The organism is Rhodococcus sp. A14 (genome assembly GCF_011603105.1).
GTDB classification, from domain to species: domain Bacteria; phylum Actinomycetota; class Actinomycetes; order Mycobacteriales; family Mycobacteriaceae; genus Rhodococcus_F; species Rhodococcus_F opacus.
In genome coordinates, this window is record NZ_JAAOQS010000032.1 from 37,147 (window position 1) to 56,480 (window position 19,334).

Genomic DNA, 19,334 nt, shown 5'->3' on the forward strand with positions numbered 1-19,334 from the left:
GACTCCGGGAACCCCTGCTCTGAGAAACCTGGAAAGGATTCGCTGATGACTGCCGCCATCACCCCACCCCGCCTCGACGTCCGCCGAGCCGACGACCGGTTCAAGACCAACGCCGGCTGGCTGGATTCCAAGCATTCTTTCTCGTTCAGCCGCCACTACGATCCGGCCAACACCCATCACGGGGTGCTGATGGTCAACAACGACGACATCGTCGTCCCGGGTCAGGGCTTCGACACCCACCCCCACCAGGACATGGAGATCGTCACCTGGGTGCTCCAGGGTTCACTGGTGCATCAGGATTCGATGGGCCACTCCGGCGTCATCTACCCGGGACTCGCCCAGCGGATGAGCGCGGGAACCGGAATCCTGCACTCGGAGAAGAACGACTCGTGGCGACTGGACGGCGTCACCGGCGAGCACACCGACCCGGTCCATTTCATCCAGATGTGGGTCGTGCCCGACGAAGCCGGCATCACACCCGGTTACGAGCAACTCGAAATCGACCACGAGTTGCTCGCCGGGGGACTGGTGCCCGTCGCATCGGGCATGCCGGACCATGCGGACCACTCGGCGATCCGGATCAAGAACAAGTACGCCGCAATGCATGTCGCACGACTGCAGCCCGGGCAGGCGCCGATCACCCTGCCCGACGCACCGTTCCTCCACGTGTTCGTCGCGCGCGGTGAAGCGTCGATGGAAGGCGTCGGCATCCTCGCCGAGGGTGACGCCGTCCGGCTCAGCGGTGGCGGCGGCCAGCAGATGACCACCGGCGCCGGCGCCGAGATCATCGTGTGGGAGATGCACGCGACGATCGCTGGGTGACGCGTCCGCCGATCCACCGTCGAGTACGCCCCCGATCTGCTACTCGATCTTGTCCGTCCCGCCGAAGCGGAGCAGCCCTTGCCTGCGGTCGTGTGGATTCACGGAGGTGGTTGGCGGCTTCAAGACCAAACTGCCTGCCCAGATCTGGTGCAGCACTTCGCAGAGCACGGTTATGTCATGGTCAGCATCGACTACCGGCTCGTGCCCGAGACCCGGCACCTCGGCCCCGCACAGCGCTGAGCGGGGCCGACTCCGGTCTGCCCGCCGAGTGTGAGACTCGTCAAGTTTGTCCATTTCGGTTTCCCTGTTGCCTGATCAGTGGCGACACTGGTGAAGCAGACATTTAACGTGGACGAAACAATGAGGTGGATTGTGTTGGGGCGCTCGAAGGCAGCCGTGGTGTACTCGGTGTCGGGTCGACCGTCCAACCCGTTCGCGCGACCTGTCGATCGGTTCGCGGCCACCCTGAAATCCGTCATCGTCGCCCTCGCGGGTGTCGCGATCGTGATCGCCGCCGTGATCGGCACCTGGGAATACCACCAGGAGAGTGCGCGGGCCGCGCAACAACGCGCCACCACGACCCTCGTCGAGGCCGTCACCAACGCCGACGCCCCCATCACCCTGTCGCCCCGCGGCTCCGTCCGGACCACCCCGATGGTGAAGGCGACGTGGGCCTGGGGCTCCGAGTCGCGCACCGACAGCATCGAGGTTCCCTCGGGAACGCCGGCGGGCACCGAGAAGACCATCGCCGTCGACGACGACGGAAACTGGGCCGGCCCGAGGATCACGACCTCCGACGTCGTCAGCGCCGCGGTCGCGGCAGTGCTCATCACCCTCGCCGCGAGCGCGTTGCTCCTGGGTGCGGTGTGGGCGATGTTCTCCCGCGCCGTCGAACGCCGCCGCCAGCAGTACTGGGACGAGAGCATCCGCAGGCTGTTCGCGACCTACCGTCGCTGACCCTCCGTAGGCCCGGTTCGACACGGCCTCGTACACGCGGATGTGAATCCGCTTCGGACGACACCCGATCGCGCTGTGCCATGTCGGTTTCGGTGGACCCACTCCGGGCTATTCAGTTGATGCCGAGGAAAGGTGGGAGCCATGTCCGACAGGGATGCTTCTATATTCGAGAGCGAACGCGAGCTCGACGAAGAGTCCGTCCGTAAGGCTCAGCGGACCGTCGCCCACCACTCGATCGATGCCGAAGACTGCCGGATGCTGCTCGCGGCCCTCGGCATTCCCCTCGTGCGCGACCTCGACAACGAGTCGGTCTCCGGCGCAGCCGGTGCAGAATCCCTGTGACCGACGCGTCTCGCTGAGACAGACCCAGGCGACCGCCGCTGGGCGACAGGCGTTCACAGCGACTCCACAGCGGAGCTCGAGGCTGCCTGCACCGGCGACCGCTTGTATGGGATGTAACCCGAACAGCCCATGGAGAGGTCCTCATGACGAACAGCCCGCGTCACCACGCCGACGAAGTGCACGAGCACGACCGCGGACTCAGCCACGACCTGAAATCGATGTTGTCGCGTCGCCGCGCATTGTTCGTGTTCGGCGCGGCGGGTGCGACCGCGCTCGCCGCGTGCTCGACGGCGGGGTCCACGGCGACCTCGTCCTCGTCCTCGACGGAGGCGGCCGCGTCCACGGCGGAGACGGTGAGCGGCGGCACGTGCGTGGCGGCGGCGCCGCAGGAAACGGCCGGCCCGTATCCCGGCGACGGGTCGAACGGTCCGAACGTGCTGGTCGAGTCGGGGATCGTGCGTCAGGACATTCGCAGCAGCTTCGGTGCGTACTCCGGGACCGCGGAGGGTGTCGCGACGACCATCGAACTGAACCTGCAAGACCTGACGAAGGACTGCGCGGCCGGCGAAGGAATGGCGGTCTACCTGTGGCACTGCGACCGGGACGGCGAGTACTCGCTCTACGGTCAGGGCATCACCGAGCAGAATTACCTGCGTGGCGTTCAGGTCGCGGATTCCGCGGGCAGGGTGTCGTTCACGTCGATCTTCCCGGCCTGCTACTCGGGCCGCTGGCCGCACATCCACTTCGAGGTGTTCGACTCATTGGAGTCTGCGGTGGCGGGCGAGGACGCCCGGTTGACGTCTCAGATCGCGGTGCCGCAGGACGCGTGCACCACCGTCTTCGCCTACGACAGCGGCTATGCGAACAGTGTCGGCAACCTGTCGAAGGTCTCCCTGGACTCGGACAACGTGTTCGGTGACGGCTGGGATGCCGAGTTGGCCACCGTGTCGGGCGAACCGGCCACCGGTATGTCGATCTCGATCACGATCGGTGTCGCCGAGAAGTCGGCGAACACGCAGTCTGCGCCGAGCGGTCCGGGTGGGGGTGGCGGACAGCCGCCGAACGGGGCACCCCGCCGGTAGCCGGCGCGGCTCGGTTCCGCCGTCCGTCAGCTGACGTGCCACCCGGGTGGTCTGTCGAGTTCGTTCCATTCACGGGTCAGCTGAGCCTGCTGCCGGCGGGACGCAACCCAGTGGACGACGAGGAAGAGGAGGCAGTAACCGCCGGTCGCTGTCACCCAGATCCCGCACGCGACGCTCACCGCCGTGGCGGCGTTCTGCGAACCGGTCTCCGGCGCCGCGACGAGACCGCCGTTCGGATCGAGCCAGACGGTGACGGTCTGACCGGCCTTCGTGCCCGATTCGGTGGGAACGTCGGCGGTGCGTGTCTGTCCGTTCGCCGACCACTGCACCCGTGCGTGCGCTTGATACTGGGGAGCGGCCGGCAGGGGTTCTCCCGTGCTCCCCGTGCGGGAATCCTCGACGAGCGTGGCGGGTGTCGGGTGGTGGGTGGCGAGTTCGGCCTGCGTCTCCTGGTCCAGTCGCGAGTACGTCTCGGTTCCGACGGCCGCGGCCAGCGGAACCATCATGAGCACGAAGAACACCCCGATGAGAACCATCGCGGAGCGGAGCCGGTCGCACCCCCTCATGAGCGGGTTGCGGCTCCATGGACCCAGACGCCACAGGCGTATCGGCGCTGCACACGTTTCACTCATCGCGCACCTCCGGGTGGTTGCCCACCACCATTGTGCAACCGAAACGCCTGCACGTGTAGGGCCTTCTGGCAGGTGTTCGCACGCGGCCGGTGTTGCCGGGTCAGACCCTTCGCGACAGGTCGGGCCACGGGGAGCTGTCACGCATCGATGCCGGCGAAGGCTTCGGTCAGTGCCTCGATCCCGGCCCGGACCGTGGGCCGGTCGTTGTCGGCGCGGCGGAGCGCGTAGATCTCGCGCTCGAGTGTGGGACGCACCGGGACGATCGCCACGTTGTCCGGCACCCAGACGCGGGCCAGGCGTGGCACGAGAGCGGCGGCGAGTCCGTGCGCGACGAACTCGAGTTGCGCCGCGAATTCGGGCACCTCGTACCTGATATCCGGTTCGACGCCGCGGTTACGCAACGTCTGCACCAGCCAGGTGTGGTACACCGCGCCCTTCTTCCACGTCGTCCACGGCATGTCCGCGATCTCGTCGAGATCGACGTGGTCGCGCGACGCCAGCGGATGGTCTCGGGACAGTGCGACGTCGGCCGAATCCCGGTGCACCAGGGTGTGCACTGCGTCCTCGGGCAGGTGCAGCGGCATCGTGACCCAGCTGTCGACGACGGCGAGGTCGAGTTCCCGGCGCACGATCGCGGGTATGAGGTCCTCGGTCTCGCCGGCGAAGAAGCTGACCCTGAGCTGCGGGTGGCGCCTGCGCAGCGTCGCCACGGCAGTCGGCACGACCACCCTGCCTGCGGAGGAGAAGGACCCGATTCGCAGGTCTCCCACCACATCGCGGTCCAGGGAGACGACCTCGGATTCGGCCTGCGCCAGAAGCGATATCACTTCCTGTCCGCGACGGGCCAGGAGCCGGCCCGCATCGGTGAGCTGAACGCCGCGGCCCGCGGGTACCAGAAGTTCGACGCCGACCTCCCGTTCGAACTTGCCGAGTTGCTGCGACACCCCGGACGGCGTCACGTGCAGGGCGCGGGCTGCGGCACCGATCGATCCGTGTTCGGCGACAGCGCACAACGCGCGGAGGCGATCGACACTCAACATGGTAGTAACTCTACTTCTTTCATGACACGACTATTCACTTGTTGTAATGGTTGGAGCCTCGGAGAATTTTCGGTGTGACTACCGCCCTCCGTTTGCGTCCCCGTGCCCTCGTCCGCCCCTCTTTCAGCGTCGCGTCCGTGGATCCGCGACTGCTGGTGCTGGCGGGTGCGGTGGCGACGTCGCTGACCGGCAGTCTCATCAAATTGTCCGGGGTGGAGCCGGCCACGTCGACGTTCTTCCGGTGTGTGCTGGCGCTGCCCATCCTCGGACTTCTTGCGCTGCAAGAATTTCGGCGGTACGGCGGGATCCCGCGCAGGGTGATCGCGGCCCAGGTACTCGGCGGGATGATGCTCGGCGTCGACTTCGCGTTGTGGGCGCGATCGATCCACCTGATCGGCGCCGGCATCTCCACCGTCGTCGTCAACGTGCAAGTCGTCGTCGTGCCACTGCTCGCGTGGGTCTTCTTCCGTGCACGGGTGCCGGTCCGGTTCGTCGTGGCCGTTCCCTTCCTGTTCGCCGGTGTGGCTCTCGCCGGTGGAATCCTCGGCGGCAGCGGCGAGGGTGACCAGCTGTTCCTCGGAACTCTGCTGTCGCTGGCGGCGGGCGTGGCCTACGGGATCTACATCTTCGTCATCGGCCGCGCCGGATCCGCACACCGGGCGTCGTCGCAGGTCTTCGTGTCGACGATCGCCGCCGGCGTCGTCGGAACCGCAGTGGGATCACTGTGGGGAACGGTGGACCTCACGCCGGGATGGCCCGCGCTGGGATGGCTGGCGGCACTGTCGCTGAGCAGCCAGGTACTCGGCTGGGTCCTCATCGGATTCGCCCTGCCGCGGCTCGCCGCCGAGGTGGGCGCCACATTGCTGCTGCTCCAGCCGGTCCTGGCGATGCTGTTCTCCGTCGTGATCGTGCACGAGCGGCCCAGTATCGGGCAGTTCGCCGGCTGCGCGCTCGTCGTCGCCGCGGTGTGGATGGTCACCCACGTGAAGCCGGCGGACCGTCGTCCGGTGACCGCGCGAATCGCCGAATGACTCGGAGTGCGGCGTCTGCCCGGGCGTTTCACCCCGTCCGCAGTGTGGGTTCGTCGCCGGGCGGTTCGGGTGGGTGCTGCCGCTGCTTCGCCGTGTACAGCTCGCAGTCGGCGGTTCGATAGAGCGCGGTGAGTGGGTCGGCCTCGCCGGTGCACGACGCGGCGCCGAGGCTGAACGGGGTAGGGCTCTGCCGGGCGAGTTGCGCCATCACGCCGGGCAGCTCGGCGTGGTGCTCGCCGACCACGCAGGTGACGAACTCGTCGCCACCGACCCGGGCGAGAAGGGCGCCGCGGGGCATGTGCTCGGCGAGGTAGTTCGCGAGGTCGACGAGAACCGCGTCGCCCGCGGCATGGCCGTAGTGATCGTTGGTGGACTTGAACTGGTCGACGTCGATGAGGACCAATGTCACGGAGACCTGTCCGGTGCCCGCGCCTTCGACGGCGTGCCGGAACGCGAGCTCGAAACCGGCGCGGTTGAGCAGGGCCGTGAGTCCGTCGGTGCTGGCCGATTCGATCAGCGTCCGGGTGAGGGATCCGAACATCTCGGCGGCGCCGACCACGCAGGTGACGGCCACGACGAGAACGGCGGCCTTCACGGTCACCGTGTCCACCTCGACCGGCACCAGCGTGAAGGCAGTGGGGGCGACGACGACTCCGACCACCATCAACCCGGTGAGGCATCCGACGAGGAGCCGCGACTGCCGCTTCGGGTAGAACACGACGAAATACATCGCCAGGAACATCGCCGCGATCGCGCAGAGCAGTTGGGCGACGGCGAGAACGAGACCGGACATCACGATCGGAGTGGCGAGCAGTGCCGCCGCCGTGCAGACCTGGTAGGCCCGTCGGCTCGGCCTGCGTCCGCCCCGGTACAGCACGACGAGTGCGAACACTCCCAGGAGGATGCCCGCCGTGCGAGCGGCGACGGTCTCCGGCCGGATCGGCAACCCGACCATGGGAGGAAGGACGAATCCCGCGAGGTGCAGCGCAGTCGTGATCCACAGGTAGCGGCGCAGGATGCGCGGCTGATAGTCCTGCAGGACCGTGTCGACGGACGACGCAGCGAGGGGCCTCACTCTCGCAATTATCCAGGACCGGTCCAGGAAGGGGCGGGTCTCTCGTGACCGCCCCTTCCGGGAGGGCGAGTCAGCTGGGCGTGGACGCCGGGATCGGCACGGCGGTTTCGTGCCACGGAGGCGTGTGGATGCCCCCGCCGCCGTACATCGGGAGTCGGATCCCGTCGCCGTACCGGGCGATCTGGTCCCAGGGGCGGTTGAGGCCGAACGTGCCGTAGGTGCGGACCCGGGTCACGGCGTCGAGGTCGAGGGTGTCGACGAGCACTTCTTCGCCCGACCCTGCCTGCTGGCGGATGATGCCCTCGGGGTCGACGACGACGCTGGCACCGACTGCGGCCGGGTCGGCGCCGTTGACGTTGACGACGTACACCTGGTTGGTCCACGCGTTGGCGCGGGAGCAGACGAGTTCCATCTCGCGGTCGCGGGTGGTGGTGAGGGTGGGTTGGATGATCACTTCCGCGCCGAGCCAGGCCAGTTGGCGTGCGGTCTCCGGGAAGGAGCCGTCGTAGCAGATGGCCAGACCGATCCGGCCGGTACCGGGAATGTCGAAGACGACGAACTCGCTGCCGGGCGCGGTCTGCTCGTACGGCTGCCAGGGGAAGACCTTGCGGTAGTGGGCCACGACCTCGCCGAGGGGCGACACGGCGATGGCGGTGTTGTAGATCTTGTCGTCGTCGCCGCGCTCGTAGAGGCTTCCCGGCACCAGCCACAGTCCGGTCTCCTCGGCGAGTGCGCAGATCCGGTCGATGTGGGGGCCGGCGAGTGGCAGTGCCACCCGGTCCATCCAGTCGGCGCGGGCCTGCAGGAGGGGTGCCTCCGCGGCCAGCACGAGTTCGGGGACCACAACGAGTTCGACGTGTGGGAAGGTGTCGCGCACGGCGCGGACCTGGTCGGCGAACCGCTGCCAGGTGGCCTCCACATCGAACGGGATCGGGGCGGTCTGGACGGCGGCGATGGTCAGTGTGCGCATGGTTTCAGTCCTCTGTGACGGTCAGTTCGGTGACGGCGGTGCGGCCGTCTCGGAAGAAGCGGCGGAAGCGGGTGCGGACGAGCAGCATCGCCACGGCGCCGACGGCGATCGAGCCGACACCGAGCAGGAACACCCCGCCGATGCCGTGGAACGAGGTGGCCCCGTAGCCCGGGTCGAGCATGTCGTGGGCGCTGCGCGCGAAGGCGGCGAGCATGATCGTCCCGCCCAGTGCGGGCAGGATGCCCCGGAGGAACAGGTCGCGCGGGGAGTTGTTCAGGCGGTGGCGGAAGTACCAGACGCAGGCGAGACCGGTGACGCCGTAGTAGAACGCGATGAGCAGGCCGATCGAGAGGATCGCGTCACCGAGGAAGTTGCCGGAGACGAGCGTGAGGGCGGTGAGCAGGACCGCGGCGGTCGCCCCGAAGAACACCGTGCCGAACGCGGGGGTGCGGTAGGTGGGGTGGATTCGGGTGAAGGTGCGGGGCAGTGCGCCGTGGGCGCCCATGGAGAGGGTGGCGCGTGAGCTGCCGATGACACAGGTGAGCAGCGCCGAGATCGCCGATACGCAGATGGCGAGTTCGACCACCTTCGACAGGCCCGCGCCGAGAACCGGCGGCCCGAGCGTGGCGAGTACGTCTCCCGCGTTGTCGGGATTGCCCAGGCCCAGCCCGTCGGTGCCGATGCCGGCGAAGCTGATCGCGGCGAATCCGGTGAAGAGGTACGTGCCCAGCAGGACGAGCGTGGAGATCACGGCGGCCTGACCCGGGATGCGGTCGCTGTCACGGGTTTCCTCGTTGACGGTGATCAGCGCGTCCCAGCCCCAGTAGATGAACAGGCACAGCAGCACCGCCTCCGCGAAGGGGCCGAAGCCGCCGAACGCGAACGGGTTGAGCCAGGACAGGCTCGGTGCGGAGGCCCCGGTGCGGGCGAACGCGGCCGCTCCGAACCCGAACAGGGCGACCAGTTGCAGCCCCAGCAGCACGTATTGCACGGAGGCCGCGAGTTGCAGCCCGCGGTAGGCGATGGTGGTGACCGCGGCGACGATCAGGACCGCGGTGACGATCACCGCGACGTTGTCGGACGCCAGCGAATCCAGGCCGAGCAGGGTCAGGAGGTACCCGGCTCCGACTCGGGCCAGTGCCGTCATCGCGATGAGGGTCGCGATCTGCACCACCCAGCCGCCGGAGAGCCATCCCGTGTGTGGACCGAACGCGCGGGTGGTCCAGACGAACGTGGTGCCGCAGTCCGGCATCTCCCGGTTCAGCTCGCGAAAGGCGAACGCCGTCAGAAGGATCGGCACGAAACCGAGGAGCAGGGCGGCGGGGGCGAGGTTGCCGACGACCATCGTCACGAAACCGAGCGTGACCGCGATGCTGTAGGCCGGCGCGACCGAGGACAGGCCGAGCGCGACTGCGGCGAGCAGACCCACGGAGCCGCCCCGCAGTCCCTTCCCGGTGGGTGCTGGTGGTGGGTCGAGACTCGTCTCGGCGTCGGTGGGATTGGTCGACACGGTGACTCCTGAGATCGGATTGGATTCTTTAAATAGAAATTTAAGAACAGTGTGATCTACCTGTCAATAGCTGGGCAGGTATTGTCTAAATCTCCATATAGAAACCAGGAAAGAGCGGAGCGAGGGCAGTGGCGCGGAAGAAGGATCAGGGGGCCCGTCGGGCCGAACTCGGTGAGGCCGTCCAGCGGGCGGTGCTCGCGCGTGGACTGGAGGGCCTGCGTCTGCGTGACATCGCGGAGCAGGCCGGGGTCACGCCTGCGGCGGTGCTCTACTACGGCGACCTGGACGCGTTGATCTACGAGACGTATCAGCGGGCCATCGAGCGGTTCAGTCAGGAGCGCGAGCGCGTCGCCGACCAGTTCCCCGACGCGCGCGACCGCCTCCGGGCCTGCATCGACCACGGCGTCGCGAGCGGGCCGGACGACGAACTGGTCCGACTGCTGTTCGAGTGCTGGCCGAGATCGCTGCGCGACGCCAAGGTGGCGGCCCTGGACAGTTCGCTGACCGAACGCCAAATCGCCGTCTACTACGGCATTCTCGTCATCGGTGAGACTCAGGGGCACTTCACGCTCACCGACCCGCCACGCCTGCTCGCAGCGAATTTCGTGGCCATGGAGGACGGTTACCAGATGGAGGTGCTGGCCGGACGTCGCAGCCGCGCCGAGGTGATCGCCAGCCTCCACTCCTACGCGCGTGCGGCCACCGGCCACGATCTGAGCAGCTAGGCCGAGTACGGGAAACTGGGAGTAACAGATAGGTTGGATGCGCGTCGCCAGGCCCGGCCGCCGAGCACCGACAAGGAGCCTCCCATCAAGATCCTGCAGAACGTCTCTTCTCCGGACTAACGACCGCCAGTGGATTTCGGAGAGGGCGGTGGTGTCCGGCTCGAGCGTTGCAGCGATATCCTGGTAGGACGTTTTCGTGAGGTGAGCGCCGTGCTGCATCGTCAAGGGTGTCTCGGATCGGGTGAATCGGCGTAGCCGATGGTTGATGCCGATCCGTACCGGACGCAGCGCGAGGTTGGCGCTTCAGTCACAGCGGAGCTAGAAGCCGCTGGACTCGAAGACGCCCAGGAAATCGGCCGCGGTGGCTTCGGCGTTGTCTACCGGTGTATCCAGACTGAGCTGGACCGAACGGTCGCGGTGAAGGTCCTCACCGCCGACATGGAAGCGGAGAACCGGGCACGGTTCTTCCGGGAACAGCAGGCGATGGGCAGGTTGACCGGTCACCCGAACATCGTCCCTGTCCTGCAAGTCGGTGCCACCGCCACCGGCCGCCCCTACATCGTCATGCCCTATCACCCGCAGGACTCCTTGCAGGTGCGGATCCGAGACCACGGTCCCCTGCCATTGGGCGACGCGCTGCGGCTCGGAGTAAAGCTCGCTGGCGCGGTGGAGACGGCGCACCGGCTCGGCATCCTGCACCGCGACGTGAAACCGGCGAACATCCTGCTCACCGACTACGGCGAACCCGCGCTCACCGACTTCGGTATCGCGCACATCGCCGGAGGATTCGAGACCGCCACCGGCACCGTGACCGGCTCACCGGCCTTCACCGCGCCCGAGGTGCTGGCAGGCGATCCGCCGACCTCCAGTTCGGATATCTACGGGCTCGGGGCGACGCTGTTCTGCGCGCTCACCGGCCACGCCGCGTTCGAACGGCGCAGCGGTGAGCAGTTGGTTGCCCAGTTCCTGAGGATCACAACACAGCCGGTACCGAATCTGCGTGAACAGGGAATCTCCGACGACGTGGCGGCAACGATCGAGCGGGCGATGTCGACGAATCCGCACAACCGCCCGTCCGCGGTCCAGCTCGGAGACGAACTCCGTGAGATCCAGCTCCACCGGGGGTTTGCGGTCGACGTGATGGCCCTCCACGGCGATACGGGGTCCGCGCCGCGGAAACTGCCGAACTCTGTCGTGCAGCGCCTGACGATGGCGCGCACCGTCGGGGACGTCAAGACGAACATTCGCCTGGAACTCACCAGTTTCGTCGGCCGACGGAACGAGGTGACAGAACTCAAGAACCTGTTGTCGGTGTCCCGTTTGGTGACGCTCACCGGGATCGGTGGCGTGGGGAAGACGCGTCTGGCGTTGCGGGTTGCGACCATCACGCACCGCGACTACGCCGACGGAGTGTGGCTCGTGGAGCTGGCCGAGCTGCGGGACGAGTCGTTGCTCGTCGACATGATCGCCGCCTCCCTCGGAATAGGTGATCACTCGGCCAGGCCGTTGATCGAGGTGCTAGCGGAATTTCTGGTGCCGCGCGAGCTGCTGCTGGTATTCGACAACTGCGAGCACATCCTGGATGGCGTCGCCGGGCTGGCCGAGACCCTGCTGCGGGCGTGTCCGGGATTACGCATCCTCGCCACCAGCCGCGAGCCCCTCGGTATCGGCGGGGAAACACTGCTCCGGGTGCCCCCGCTCACTGTCCCCGACCCCGACCGACCGCCCTCCCTGCAGGGTCTGCCCCGCTACGACGCGGTGACATTGTTCGCCGAGCGCGCAGCCGCAGCTGTGCCCGGATTCGAGCTCACCGAGGACAACGCCGCCGCGGTCGCCGGGATCTGCCATCGGCTGGACGGATTACCGCTGCCGATCGAACTAGCGGCGACTCGGTTGCGGGCGATGTCGCCCGAGCAGATCCTTGCGCGGCTGACCGACCGTTACACGCTGCTGACCCGCGGCAGCCGAGGCGCTCCCTCTCGTCAGCAGACCCTTCGGCTGTGTATCGATTGGAGCTACGAGCTGTGCACCCCGCAGGAGCAACAGTTGTGGTCTCGGCTGTCCGTGTTCGCCGGTAGCTTCGAACTCGATGCGGTGGAACAGGTCTGCGGTATGGGACTGGCATCATCGGATCCGCTCGATGTCGTGGCCTCCCTGGTGGACAAATCGGTCGTGATCCGGGTGGAATCCGGCTCGGCCGTGTGCTTTCGGCTGCTCGAGACCCTGCGCGAGTACGGGCATGAGAAGCTCCAGGCCACCGAGGAGTATGTCGAACTGCGTCGACGGCACCGCGACTGGTATGAGCAACTGACCGCCGAGTCTGAGGCCGAGTGGATCAGCTCCCGGCAACTGGACTGGATCGCCCGACTCGAGCGTGAACAAGCGAATCTACGGGAGGCGATGGAGTTCTGTATGTCCGACAGCCCCAACAATGGACTTCGCATCGCCGCGAGCTTGCTCCCCTTCTGGCTCTCCCGGAGCTTGCTCAGCGAGGGGCGGTACTGGCTGGGTCGCGTCCTTGCACACCTGCCAGCGGAGCCGACCCTGGAGCGGATCAAAGCGGTCTACGCCTGCAGCGTGCTGGCCGAATTGCAGGGCGACCTCTCCGCGGGGGCGGCACTGGTGGAGGAGGGCCGCAGACTGGCCGAACAGACGACCGACGCGGTGAGCCACGCATACATCGAGTACGCGGACGGCCTCCTCGCCCTTTTCAGGGGTGATCCCACTCGCGCCTGCGCGCGACTCGAAAGCGCCGGCACCGTTTTCCGCACACAGGAGGACGTTTCACACGTCGGGGTCCTGCACCGGCTGGGGATGGCCTACGAACAACTCGGCGAATCCCAGCGGGCGAGTGACTGTTACGAACAGATCGTCGCGATCACACAGGCGCACGGTGAATCGATGTACCAGTCGTTCGCGCTGTGGGCCATGGGCGATGCGGGGTGGCGCCACGGTGATACCGATCGGGCAGTTCAACTACTCGAACAGTCACTGCAGTTGACCCGGCAGGTGAACACCCCGCGCACCGCCATCGCGTGCCTCGAGACACTGGGCTCGATCGCCGCCGTAGCGCATGACGCGCGACGCGCGGTCATCCTGATGGCGGCCGCTGACGAACTCGGACGCACCGTGGGCAGCCCCACGGTGGGGTTCCCCCATCTACTCGTCTCCCGCGAGGAGTCCGAACAGAGAGCCTATGGAGCGCTCGGCAAGAGCTCCGTGGAGGCGGCGCGCCGAGAGGGGCGGCGCTTGGGCTTTGACGCCGCCATCGCCTATGCCCTCGGCGAACGGATCCCGGACGCGCCGCCTGATACCTCAGTGAAACTGACCAAACGTGAACGGCAGGTCGCCGAACTGATCGCCGCCGAGGGCCTGACCAACAGGGCGATCGCCGCACGACTGGTGATATCGCCCCGCACCGCGCAAGGCCATGTGGAGCGTGTACTCAGCAAACTCGGCTTCACCTCCCGCGCGCAGATCGCAGCCTGGGTGGTCGAGCAGGCCCAGCAACGATGACACACGGCCTCGTGATCGATAGCGCCGGAAATCCTCAATTTCGCTGCATCGGTTAGATATTGGAGCGGACGGTCCGTTGTCCGGGCCTAGAGAGGAAGGGAGGTCCAGGTCCGCTTCTCTTCACCCCGAACACCGACGGCGCCGTGGAGCACGCCTATCGCGTTCGGATGATCTCCGGAATGTGCACCGCCCGCCTGTGTTCTCCTCCTCGATGGTGCTGTCACCGTCATTGATCAGCCCATCGAGGGGATGAGTGCTGCTGGGCGACCCTTGATCGGGTCGCCCAGCGCCGCGAACAGGTGTCAGGCCGGGCGGTCGCCTCTGAGGGTGACGCGGTGCATACGCCGGTAGTGCGGGTGGTAGTCGCCGACCGCGTAGTGTTGCGTCGATCGGTTGTCCCAGATCACCAGGGAGTTCGGTTCCCAACGGAATCGGACCTGGTACTCCGGGGTCTTGGCCAGGCCCGTGAGCATGTTTCGTAGCGAGTCGCTCAGTTGCGGAGGAACCCCGGAGATGCGGGAGGTGAACAACTCGTTGACGTAGACGAGTCTGCGACCGGTTTCCGGATGCTTGCGTACCACGGGGTGGGTCATCGGAGGATACTTTCGGCGTGTTTCCTCGTACCGTGCTTCCGCGTCCTCTCCTTGGCGGACGACGCCGGTCAGTTCCTTTTCCCAATCGTGCACGGCCTCGAGCCCGTCGATGAGGTTCTTCATCGTCTCCGGTAGCGCGTCATATGCGGCAGTCATGCTCGACCACAGTGTGTCACCGCCGCAGGGCGGGATGTCCTGGGCGTGGAGGCAGGTCGCGGAATTTGGAGTCGCCTGCCAGGTCAGATCGGAGTGCCAGACGTCGGTTCCGGCTGCGCGACCGCGAGATTCGAGCACCTCGATGAACGGGTTTCCCGGAAGGGAGGGAAAGAATGCACTTACTTCCTGGGGGTCTCCGAACACCTTCGCGAATCGGAGCTGATCTTCTGGCTCGAGGTGCTGATCGCGAAGAAACAGGACTTCGTGTTCCAGGAAGGCTGTGCGCAGTTCGGTCTGGCACTGCGGTGTGATCTCGTCACGAAGATCCAGGCCGTGGATGAATGCCCCGATGGTGGGTGTTGCGCGTTCCAGGGTGAATGTTTCGTAGCGTGATTCATTGCTGCTCATAGGGTTTCCTTCCGTCAGCGTGTTATCTGTTACTGGATGGGGGCGAATTCTGTGCCGCGGCGGGCGGAGCCTGAACCCCTAGAGCACAGGACGGTGAGCACCCCTTCTCCGAGAGGTTGTTCTTTCGGGAGTTGTGGGACCCGATCAGAGTTCGTTGTCATTGTGAGTGCTTCCGTGCCCGAGAGGCGACGTCCATGAGGGGTATCACTCCGAGTAGGTGGGAGTGCGGAGCCCGCTCACGTTATCGGTGCCGATTCCGCTGTCGGCTTGCGTGTCTTTTTTCCGGTTCGTCCGTCCGAGCACCAGTACGCAGACGAACGATAGTGCTGCGGTGACGAAGACATACAGGGAAATGGAGATGGACGCATGGGTTGCGCTGAGTAGTGTTCCGGCGATGAGCGGCGCGATGGCGCTGCCCAAGAGGTTGCCGAGGGTGGTGGCCAGCGACAGCCCGCTGTAGCGGACTCGTGCGTCGAACGCCTCGGAGAAGTATGCCGGCTGCAGCGCCCACGGGATGTATACGGCGATGGTCGCGGCGACGTAGCAGACAGCGATGAAGCCGTACGAGCCCGAGTCGAGCGCCCAGTAGAGCGGGAAGGCGAGAGAACCGATGAGGGCAAGGCCCAGCAGGAAGAGCCGTTGCCGGCCGAACCTGTCGGAGAGCGCACCTGCGATCGGGGTGACCACGAATCCGACCGCGGAGGTGACGATCACCAGAATCAGCATGGAGCTTTGACTCAGGCCGCCCGCCTCTTGCGTGTAGACGAAGTTGTACACGGTCAGGAGGTAGAAGAAGATGCCCGGCGACAGGCTGGCGCCGGCGACCAGGAGGACCTGCTTCGGGTGTGTGCGAAGAACTTCGATGATGGGCAGGCGCACGACCGCGTGCACATCCTTGACCCGGTCGAACTCCGGACTCTCGGCGACCTGTACCCGGATGATCAGTCCGGTGATCACCAGTACCGCGCTGAGGAGGAACGGAACACGCCACCCCCAGGCCATGAAGTGATCATCGGCCATTGCATCGAGGGGTAGGTACACGGTCATCGCCAGGATCAGTCCGACCGCCACCCCCGCCTGCGGCCAGCTGCCGAAGAAACCACGTCGGTTATCGGGGGAATGCTCCGTGGCCATGAGCGCAGCACCGCCCCATTCGCCGCCGAGCGCGAAGCCTTGTGTCAGTCGCAGCAGCACCAGCAGCACCGGAGCGAAGGCGCCGATGGTGGCATATGTCGGCAGCAGGCCGATCAGCACGGTGGCGACGCCCATGATCAAGATGGTGACGACCATCATCGATTTTCGGCCCACCCTGTCCCCGAAGTGACCGAACACGATGGCTCCGATCGGGCGGGCGACGAAGCCGGCGGCGAAGGTCGAGAAGGCCAGCAGCGTTCCGATGGCCGGGTCGAAGCTGGGGAAGAAGTGATGGTTGAATACGAGCACCGCTGCGGTGCTGTAGATGAAGAAGTCGTACCACTCGATGGTTGTGCCGATCAGGCTCGCCAGTGCGACCTTCTTCGGCGAGCCTGCGCCCGCTGGTCGTGCGACTGCACCACCCATACTGTGCCTCCCGGCTATTTGACGAACATGCGATCACGCGGCGCGTGAACCGCGTGGCGAATCAGAGCGTTCTAGGGACCCTCTGTTTCTGGAATAACGAGCACAATGGAAAACCTTCAAATTATTTAAGTGGTCAATATCTTAACGCTGAGGCTAGTTGTGCGCAAGCTCTCATTTCTTAAAGTTTGAGCCCTCAACCTGCTGTTATGCCGAACCGCGAGACCGCAAGATTCAGGCACTGAGTGACAGATGAAATAGAGCGGGAAATGGATTCCCCGGCCCGAAATGCCGCTACACACCTCGGCGGAATCGGCCACGCATGGCTCGCACGAAGAAATAGACCGTGTGCACAGTTAACGATTTCCACTCGTGGGCGGAAAGCAAGAGAAATCCACGTGGGGGATTAATTGCGAAACATGGTCAGCGGCAAGCTGGCACGCCACGAACAGAAATGTCCGCAGAGATGCGGATCCTGACGGGATTGCCGGCACTCACCCAAGCCGCGCGGGGTGCGATCGTGTGGGACGTCAGCGTGGATTCGACCATCGCGCAGGCTCACCAGCATGCGGCGGGCGTGCGCTGGGCTCCCGAGGCGCAGTCCGTGCCGCCCGGCGAGGTCGAGATCGAGCCCGCCGACCACGCGTTGCGGCGCTCCCGAGGAGGGTGGACCACCAGGACGCATCTGGCCTACCTGGCCGCAGCGGTCCCTGATTACCTCGGCCGCGGCGTCAGCGTAGTCGTCCAGGTCGAACCGACGTCCGGGATCCCCGCTGCGCCCGGAACCGGGGGCGTCCCACGCGAGCAGCCTCAGGGAACTGTTGAGCTCACCGAATTGTGGTGCGAAACTGTCGGCGCTACCACCGATTCCGCGCAGCAGGTGAGCGGGAGCGGTGCCAGCCCCGACTGCGTGCGCCACAACGCCCGCCCGCTGTCTACCCGCCCGTTGGACGGCACCTTCCTCACCCCTGACTGATTGTGTCCACATGCATCGACCTCGACTTCTTGGGCCGGGAGTCCCGGTTGCGCAACTCGCGCTCAACCACTCTGAGTGGCGCACCTCACGAGACCTGGGTTTTGGCCGATTTCCATAATTTTTACGGCCATAATGTCCAATATGACCTCTCAGGCTGCAGCAGAACTGGACCTTGCAATTATCGGCGCGCTGCAGCTCAACCCCCGCGCTGACTGGGCGGACTTGGCGGAGGCACTTCAGTACTCGCCGAAGACACTCGCCCGAAGATGGAAGCTGTTGTCCGAGAGCGGCTCGGCATGGATCGCGGTGGCTCCGGGCCCGACCTTCCTGAAATTCGGATGTGCCGCATGGCTTGCGATCACCTGCAGACCCCAGAGCAAGCATGACGTTGCAGAAGCCCTGATTGCCGAACCAGCAGTCGACACGGTATCGAGCACATCCGGGACGTCGGACTTCCATGTGATCGTGTTCGTGTCCAGCATTGCCGACCTCGCCCGTCTGCTCACCGACCGCATCGAGGTGATCGAAGGAATCAGGTCGGTGGCAACGACGGTCGTGCTCACCAACTACACAGAAGGCGCGCGGTGGCGCGTCCAGGCGTTAGACCTGGAACAGGCCCATCTTCTCCAATTACCCCAGGCAGCGCCCACACGCAGGAAAACGATTCCATTCCTGGACGATCTCGATCGTTCTCTGCTCGGAGCTCTGGCGAAAGATGGGCGTCAAGCATGGACCACACTCGGCGAGCAATGCGATGTGACCGGACCGACCGCGCGACGCCGCGTCGAAAGGCTGATCGACGGGGGCCGCGTGGCCCTGCGCTGCGAGGGAGCGAACACACTTGTCGGACCAGTCGTTGAGACGACTTTCATGATCACGACCGCACCGAGCGAGTTGAACACGGTCGGCAACCTATTGAGCCGAATTCCAAAATGCCGAATTGCAAACGCCACTACCGGAACCTCGACAATCGTCGCCACGATGTGGTTTCAGACGGTTAGCGAGATTGCGCCATTCGCGGCTGCACTCACGCGAGAACTTCCGTCCATCACCATTTCGGACCGGTTCATCAGCCTCCACACATTCAAGAGGGCAGGACATGTCCTTGATCAGGATGGACGAACCACCGGATTGATCCCACGGGCCATCTTCTAGCGGGAACCGAACAACCCGTAACCAGCCGACACCCGGAGCTCTTGGGGGTGACCGGTCATCGATCCGCTTCCGGAAGGCAGGTCATTGACATCGACAACCTTGTTGGCGCCCTCCTGCTCGGCGCCAACGACGCCAGCCCAAACGCCACCGCCAGCACCAGCCAGTCGCTGAAGATCTCGGGTCGGCGGCGGACCGGCTCTCCACATTGGCAGGCATGACAGGCCACAAGCTGGAGACGCGCCGCGGCACGAACTCGGCGTCCGGGCGGTGGGTTCGCAGTCCTCCAGCGGTCAATGCCGTCGAAGAAGCGAGTGGTGGTGCACTCGCCTTCAGGCCATCCTTTGTGCGCGTCGATCACCGCGCATTCCTATCACTGAACTGGGCAGATGGCACGTCCCTGTGACGGCCGAAGGGCTACTGTCCACGCAACGTCCAGCTCTGACAATGGGGGAGATGCCATGACCGGTGCAGCAACCACGCCGCCGCTCGGGAAGATTCTGACGGCCGATGAGATCACCCGGTTCGTGGCCCGGGTCGCGTATCCCACCAGCCCGGTGGTGCTGGTGGGTGAGGAACTGGCTCTGGCCGCTCCGGCGCGGGCCTACGGTGATCGGCGGGGTGCGCTGCCGGACCTGGCGGAGAAGGCGCGCACGCTTCTGCCCGAGACAGCCGACGGCCGCACCGCGGACGACACCGCCCCCGATTCCGGGCCCGGCGCGTAGCGACCACCCCGGCTCGGTTCCCGGCCGCCGGTACCTGAGGGGTGAGAGAGTGCGGGGTATATGAC

The 19,334-nt window shown here is 65.8% G+C and carries 17 protein-coding genes and 1 pseudogene; 11 read left to right on the plus strand and 7 right to left on the minus strand.

What is annotated here, in order from left to right; translation table 11 throughout:
- The first annotated feature begins 45 nt into the window (after positions 1-45).
- From G9373_RS18655 to G9373_RS18675, 5 genes are all read left to right on the plus strand, one after another.
- Positions 46-822: a pirin family protein gene (locus G9373_RS18655; protein ID WP_005256469.1), complete on the plus strand. Its 777-nt coding sequence runs from the start codon at positions 46-48 to the stop codon at positions 820-822.
- Positions 823-858: 36 nt separating this feature from the next.
- Entirely contained in the window at positions 859-1,062 is a 204-nt protein-coding gene (locus G9373_RS18660; protein ID WP_257237440.1) for an alpha/beta hydrolase fold domain-containing protein, read from the plus strand.
- Between the two features lie 132 nt (positions 1,063-1,194).
- On the plus strand, positions 1,195-1,779 hold the full coding sequence (locus G9373_RS18665) for a hypothetical protein (protein WP_005256471.1): 585 nt from the start codon (positions 1,195-1,197) through the stop codon (positions 1,777-1,779).
- Positions 1,780-1,920: 141 nt separating this feature from the next.
- Positions 1,921-2,121, plus strand: a complete 201-nt coding sequence (locus G9373_RS18670; RefSeq protein ID WP_005256474.1) for a hypothetical protein — start codon at positions 1,921-1,923, stop codon at positions 2,119-2,121.
- 143 nt (positions 2,122-2,264) lie between these two features.
- Positions 2,265-3,203 carry a hypothetical protein gene (locus G9373_RS18675; protein WP_005569213.1) on the plus strand — a complete coding sequence of 313 codons (939 nt, stop codon included), beginning with the start codon at positions 2,265-2,267 and terminating at the stop codon, positions 3,201-3,203.
- Positions 3,204-3,229: 26 nt separating this feature from the next.
- Here the strand turns inward: G9373_RS18675 and G9373_RS18680 are convergent, their stop codons facing one another.
- On the minus strand, positions 3,230-3,835 hold the full coding sequence (locus G9373_RS18680) for a hypothetical protein (RefSeq protein WP_182624103.1): 606 nt from the start codon (positions 3,833-3,835) through the stop codon (positions 3,230-3,232).
- A 137-nt stretch (positions 3,836-3,972) separates the two neighbouring features.
- Positions 3,973-4,875, minus strand: a complete 903-nt coding sequence (locus G9373_RS18685; RefSeq protein WP_005256479.1) for a LysR family transcriptional regulator — start codon at positions 4,873-4,875, stop codon at positions 3,973-3,975.
- Between the two features lie 74 nt (positions 4,876-4,949).
- Between G9373_RS18685 and G9373_RS18690 the strand changes: the two genes are divergently transcribed.
- Complete coding sequence (locus G9373_RS18690) at positions 4,950-5,906, plus strand: DMT family transporter (RefSeq protein ID WP_043791009.1); 957 nt, start codon at positions 4,950-4,952, stop codon at positions 5,904-5,906.
- A 28-nt stretch (positions 5,907-5,934) separates the two neighbouring features.
- Here the strand turns inward: G9373_RS18690 and G9373_RS18695 are convergent, their stop codons facing one another.
- The 3 genes from G9373_RS18695 to G9373_RS18705 all read right to left on the minus strand — a co-directional run bounded on the left by G9373_RS18695 (position 5,935) and on the right by G9373_RS18705 (position 9,461).
- A complete protein-coding gene (locus G9373_RS18695; protein WP_167116127.1) occupies positions 5,935-6,981 on the minus strand; it encodes a GGDEF domain-containing protein in 1,047 nt (348 codons plus the stop codon).
- 70 nt (positions 6,982-7,051) lie between these two features.
- Positions 7,052-7,951: a nitrilase-related carbon-nitrogen hydrolase gene (locus G9373_RS18700; RefSeq protein WP_005569216.1), complete on the minus strand. Its 900-nt coding sequence runs from the start codon at positions 7,949-7,951 to the stop codon at positions 7,052-7,054.
- A gap of 4 nt (positions 7,952-7,955) precedes the next feature.
- Positions 7,956-9,461, minus strand: a complete 1,506-nt coding sequence (locus tag G9373_RS18705; protein ID WP_064080238.1) for an APC family permease — start codon at positions 9,459-9,461, stop codon at positions 7,956-7,958.
- 128 nt (positions 9,462-9,589) lie between these two features.
- On the opposite strand from G9373_RS18705, the gene G9373_RS18710 reads away from it, so the two are divergent.
- Positions 9,590-10,186, plus strand: a complete 597-nt coding sequence (locus G9373_RS18710) for a TetR/AcrR family transcriptional regulator (protein ID WP_054246758.1) — start codon at positions 9,590-9,592, stop codon at positions 10,184-10,186.
- Positions 10,187-10,444: 258 nt separating this feature from the next.
- Entirely contained in the window at positions 10,445-13,702 is a 3,258-nt protein-coding gene (locus G9373_RS18715) for a protein kinase (protein WP_167116130.1), read from the plus strand.
- 302 nt (positions 13,703-14,004) lie between these two features.
- On the opposite strand, the gene G9373_RS18720 is transcribed toward G9373_RS18715, so the two are convergent.
- Complete coding sequence (locus tag G9373_RS18720; protein ID WP_005256492.1) at positions 14,005-14,859, minus strand: TauD/TfdA family dioxygenase; 855 nt, start codon at positions 14,857-14,859, stop codon at positions 14,005-14,007.
- A 204-nt stretch (positions 14,860-15,063) separates the two neighbouring features.
- Entirely contained in the window at positions 15,064-16,419 is a 1,356-nt protein-coding gene (locus G9373_RS18725) for an MFS transporter (protein ID WP_005569219.1), read from the minus strand.
- Between the two features lie 493 nt (positions 16,420-16,912).
- On the opposite strand from G9373_RS18725, the pseudogene G9373_RS46515 reads away from it, so the two are divergent.
- The 3 genes and pseudogenes from G9373_RS46515 to G9373_RS18740 form a co-directional block, all read left to right on the plus strand.
- Positions 16,913-17,107 (plus strand): annotated as a pseudogene (locus G9373_RS46515) (transposase); the annotation flags it as partial.
- 426 nt (positions 17,108-17,533) lie between these two features.
- Positions 17,534-18,547: an AsnC family transcriptional regulator gene (locus tag G9373_RS18735; protein WP_167116133.1), complete on the plus strand. Its 1,014-nt coding sequence runs from the start codon at positions 17,534-17,536 to the stop codon at positions 18,545-18,547.
- A gap of 458 nt (positions 18,548-19,005) precedes the next feature.
- Positions 19,006-19,269 carry a hypothetical protein gene (locus G9373_RS18740; RefSeq protein ID WP_005256501.1) on the plus strand — a complete coding sequence of 88 codons (264 nt, stop codon included), beginning with the start codon at positions 19,006-19,008 and terminating at the stop codon, positions 19,267-19,269.
- The last annotated feature ends 65 nt before the right edge of the window (positions 19,270-19,334 follow it).

What these genes read in the sequence shown, in the direction of transcription:
- G9373_RS18655 (WP_005256469.1), top strand. Translation starts at nt 46, where the DNA reads ATGACTGCCGCCATCACCCCACCCCGCCTCGACGTCCGCCGAGCCGAC.
- G9373_RS18670 (WP_005256474.1), top strand. Translation starts at nt 1,921, where the DNA reads ATGTCCGACAGGGATGCTTCTATATTCGAGAGCGAACGCGAGCTCGAC.
- G9373_RS18675 (WP_005569213.1), top strand. Translation starts at nt 2,265, where the DNA reads ATGACGAACAGCCCGCGTCACCACGCCGACGAAGTGCACGAGCACGAC.
- G9373_RS18680 (WP_182624103.1), bottom strand. Translation starts at nt 3,835, where the DNA reads ATGAGTGAAACGTGTGCAGCGCCGATACGCCTGTGGCGTCTGGGTCCA.
- G9373_RS18685 (WP_005256479.1), bottom strand. Translation starts at nt 4,875, where the DNA reads ATGTTGAGTGTCGATCGCCTCCGCGCGTTGTGCGCTGTCGCCGAACAC.
- G9373_RS18700 (WP_005569216.1), bottom strand. Translation starts at nt 7,951, where the DNA reads ATGCGCACACTGACCATCGCCGCCGTCCAGACCGCCCCGATCCCGTTC.
- G9373_RS18715 (WP_167116130.1), top strand. Translation starts at nt 10,445, where the DNA reads ATGGTTGATGCCGATCCGTACCGGACGCAGCGCGAGGTTGGCGCTTCA.
- G9373_RS18720 (WP_005256492.1), bottom strand. Translation starts at nt 14,859, where the DNA reads ATGAGCAGCAATGAATCACGCTACGAAACATTCACCCTGGAACGCGCA.
- G9373_RS18725 (WP_005569219.1), bottom strand. Translation starts at nt 16,419, where the DNA reads ATGGGTGGTGCAGTCGCACGACCAGCGGGCGCAGGCTCGCCGAAGAAG.
- G9373_RS18735 (WP_167116133.1), top strand. Translation starts at nt 17,534, where the DNA reads ATGACCTCTCAGGCTGCAGCAGAACTGGACCTTGCAATTATCGGCGCG.
- G9373_RS18740 (WP_005256501.1), top strand. Translation starts at nt 19,006, where the DNA reads ATGACCGGTGCAGCAACCACGCCGCCGCTCGGGAAGATTCTGACGGCC.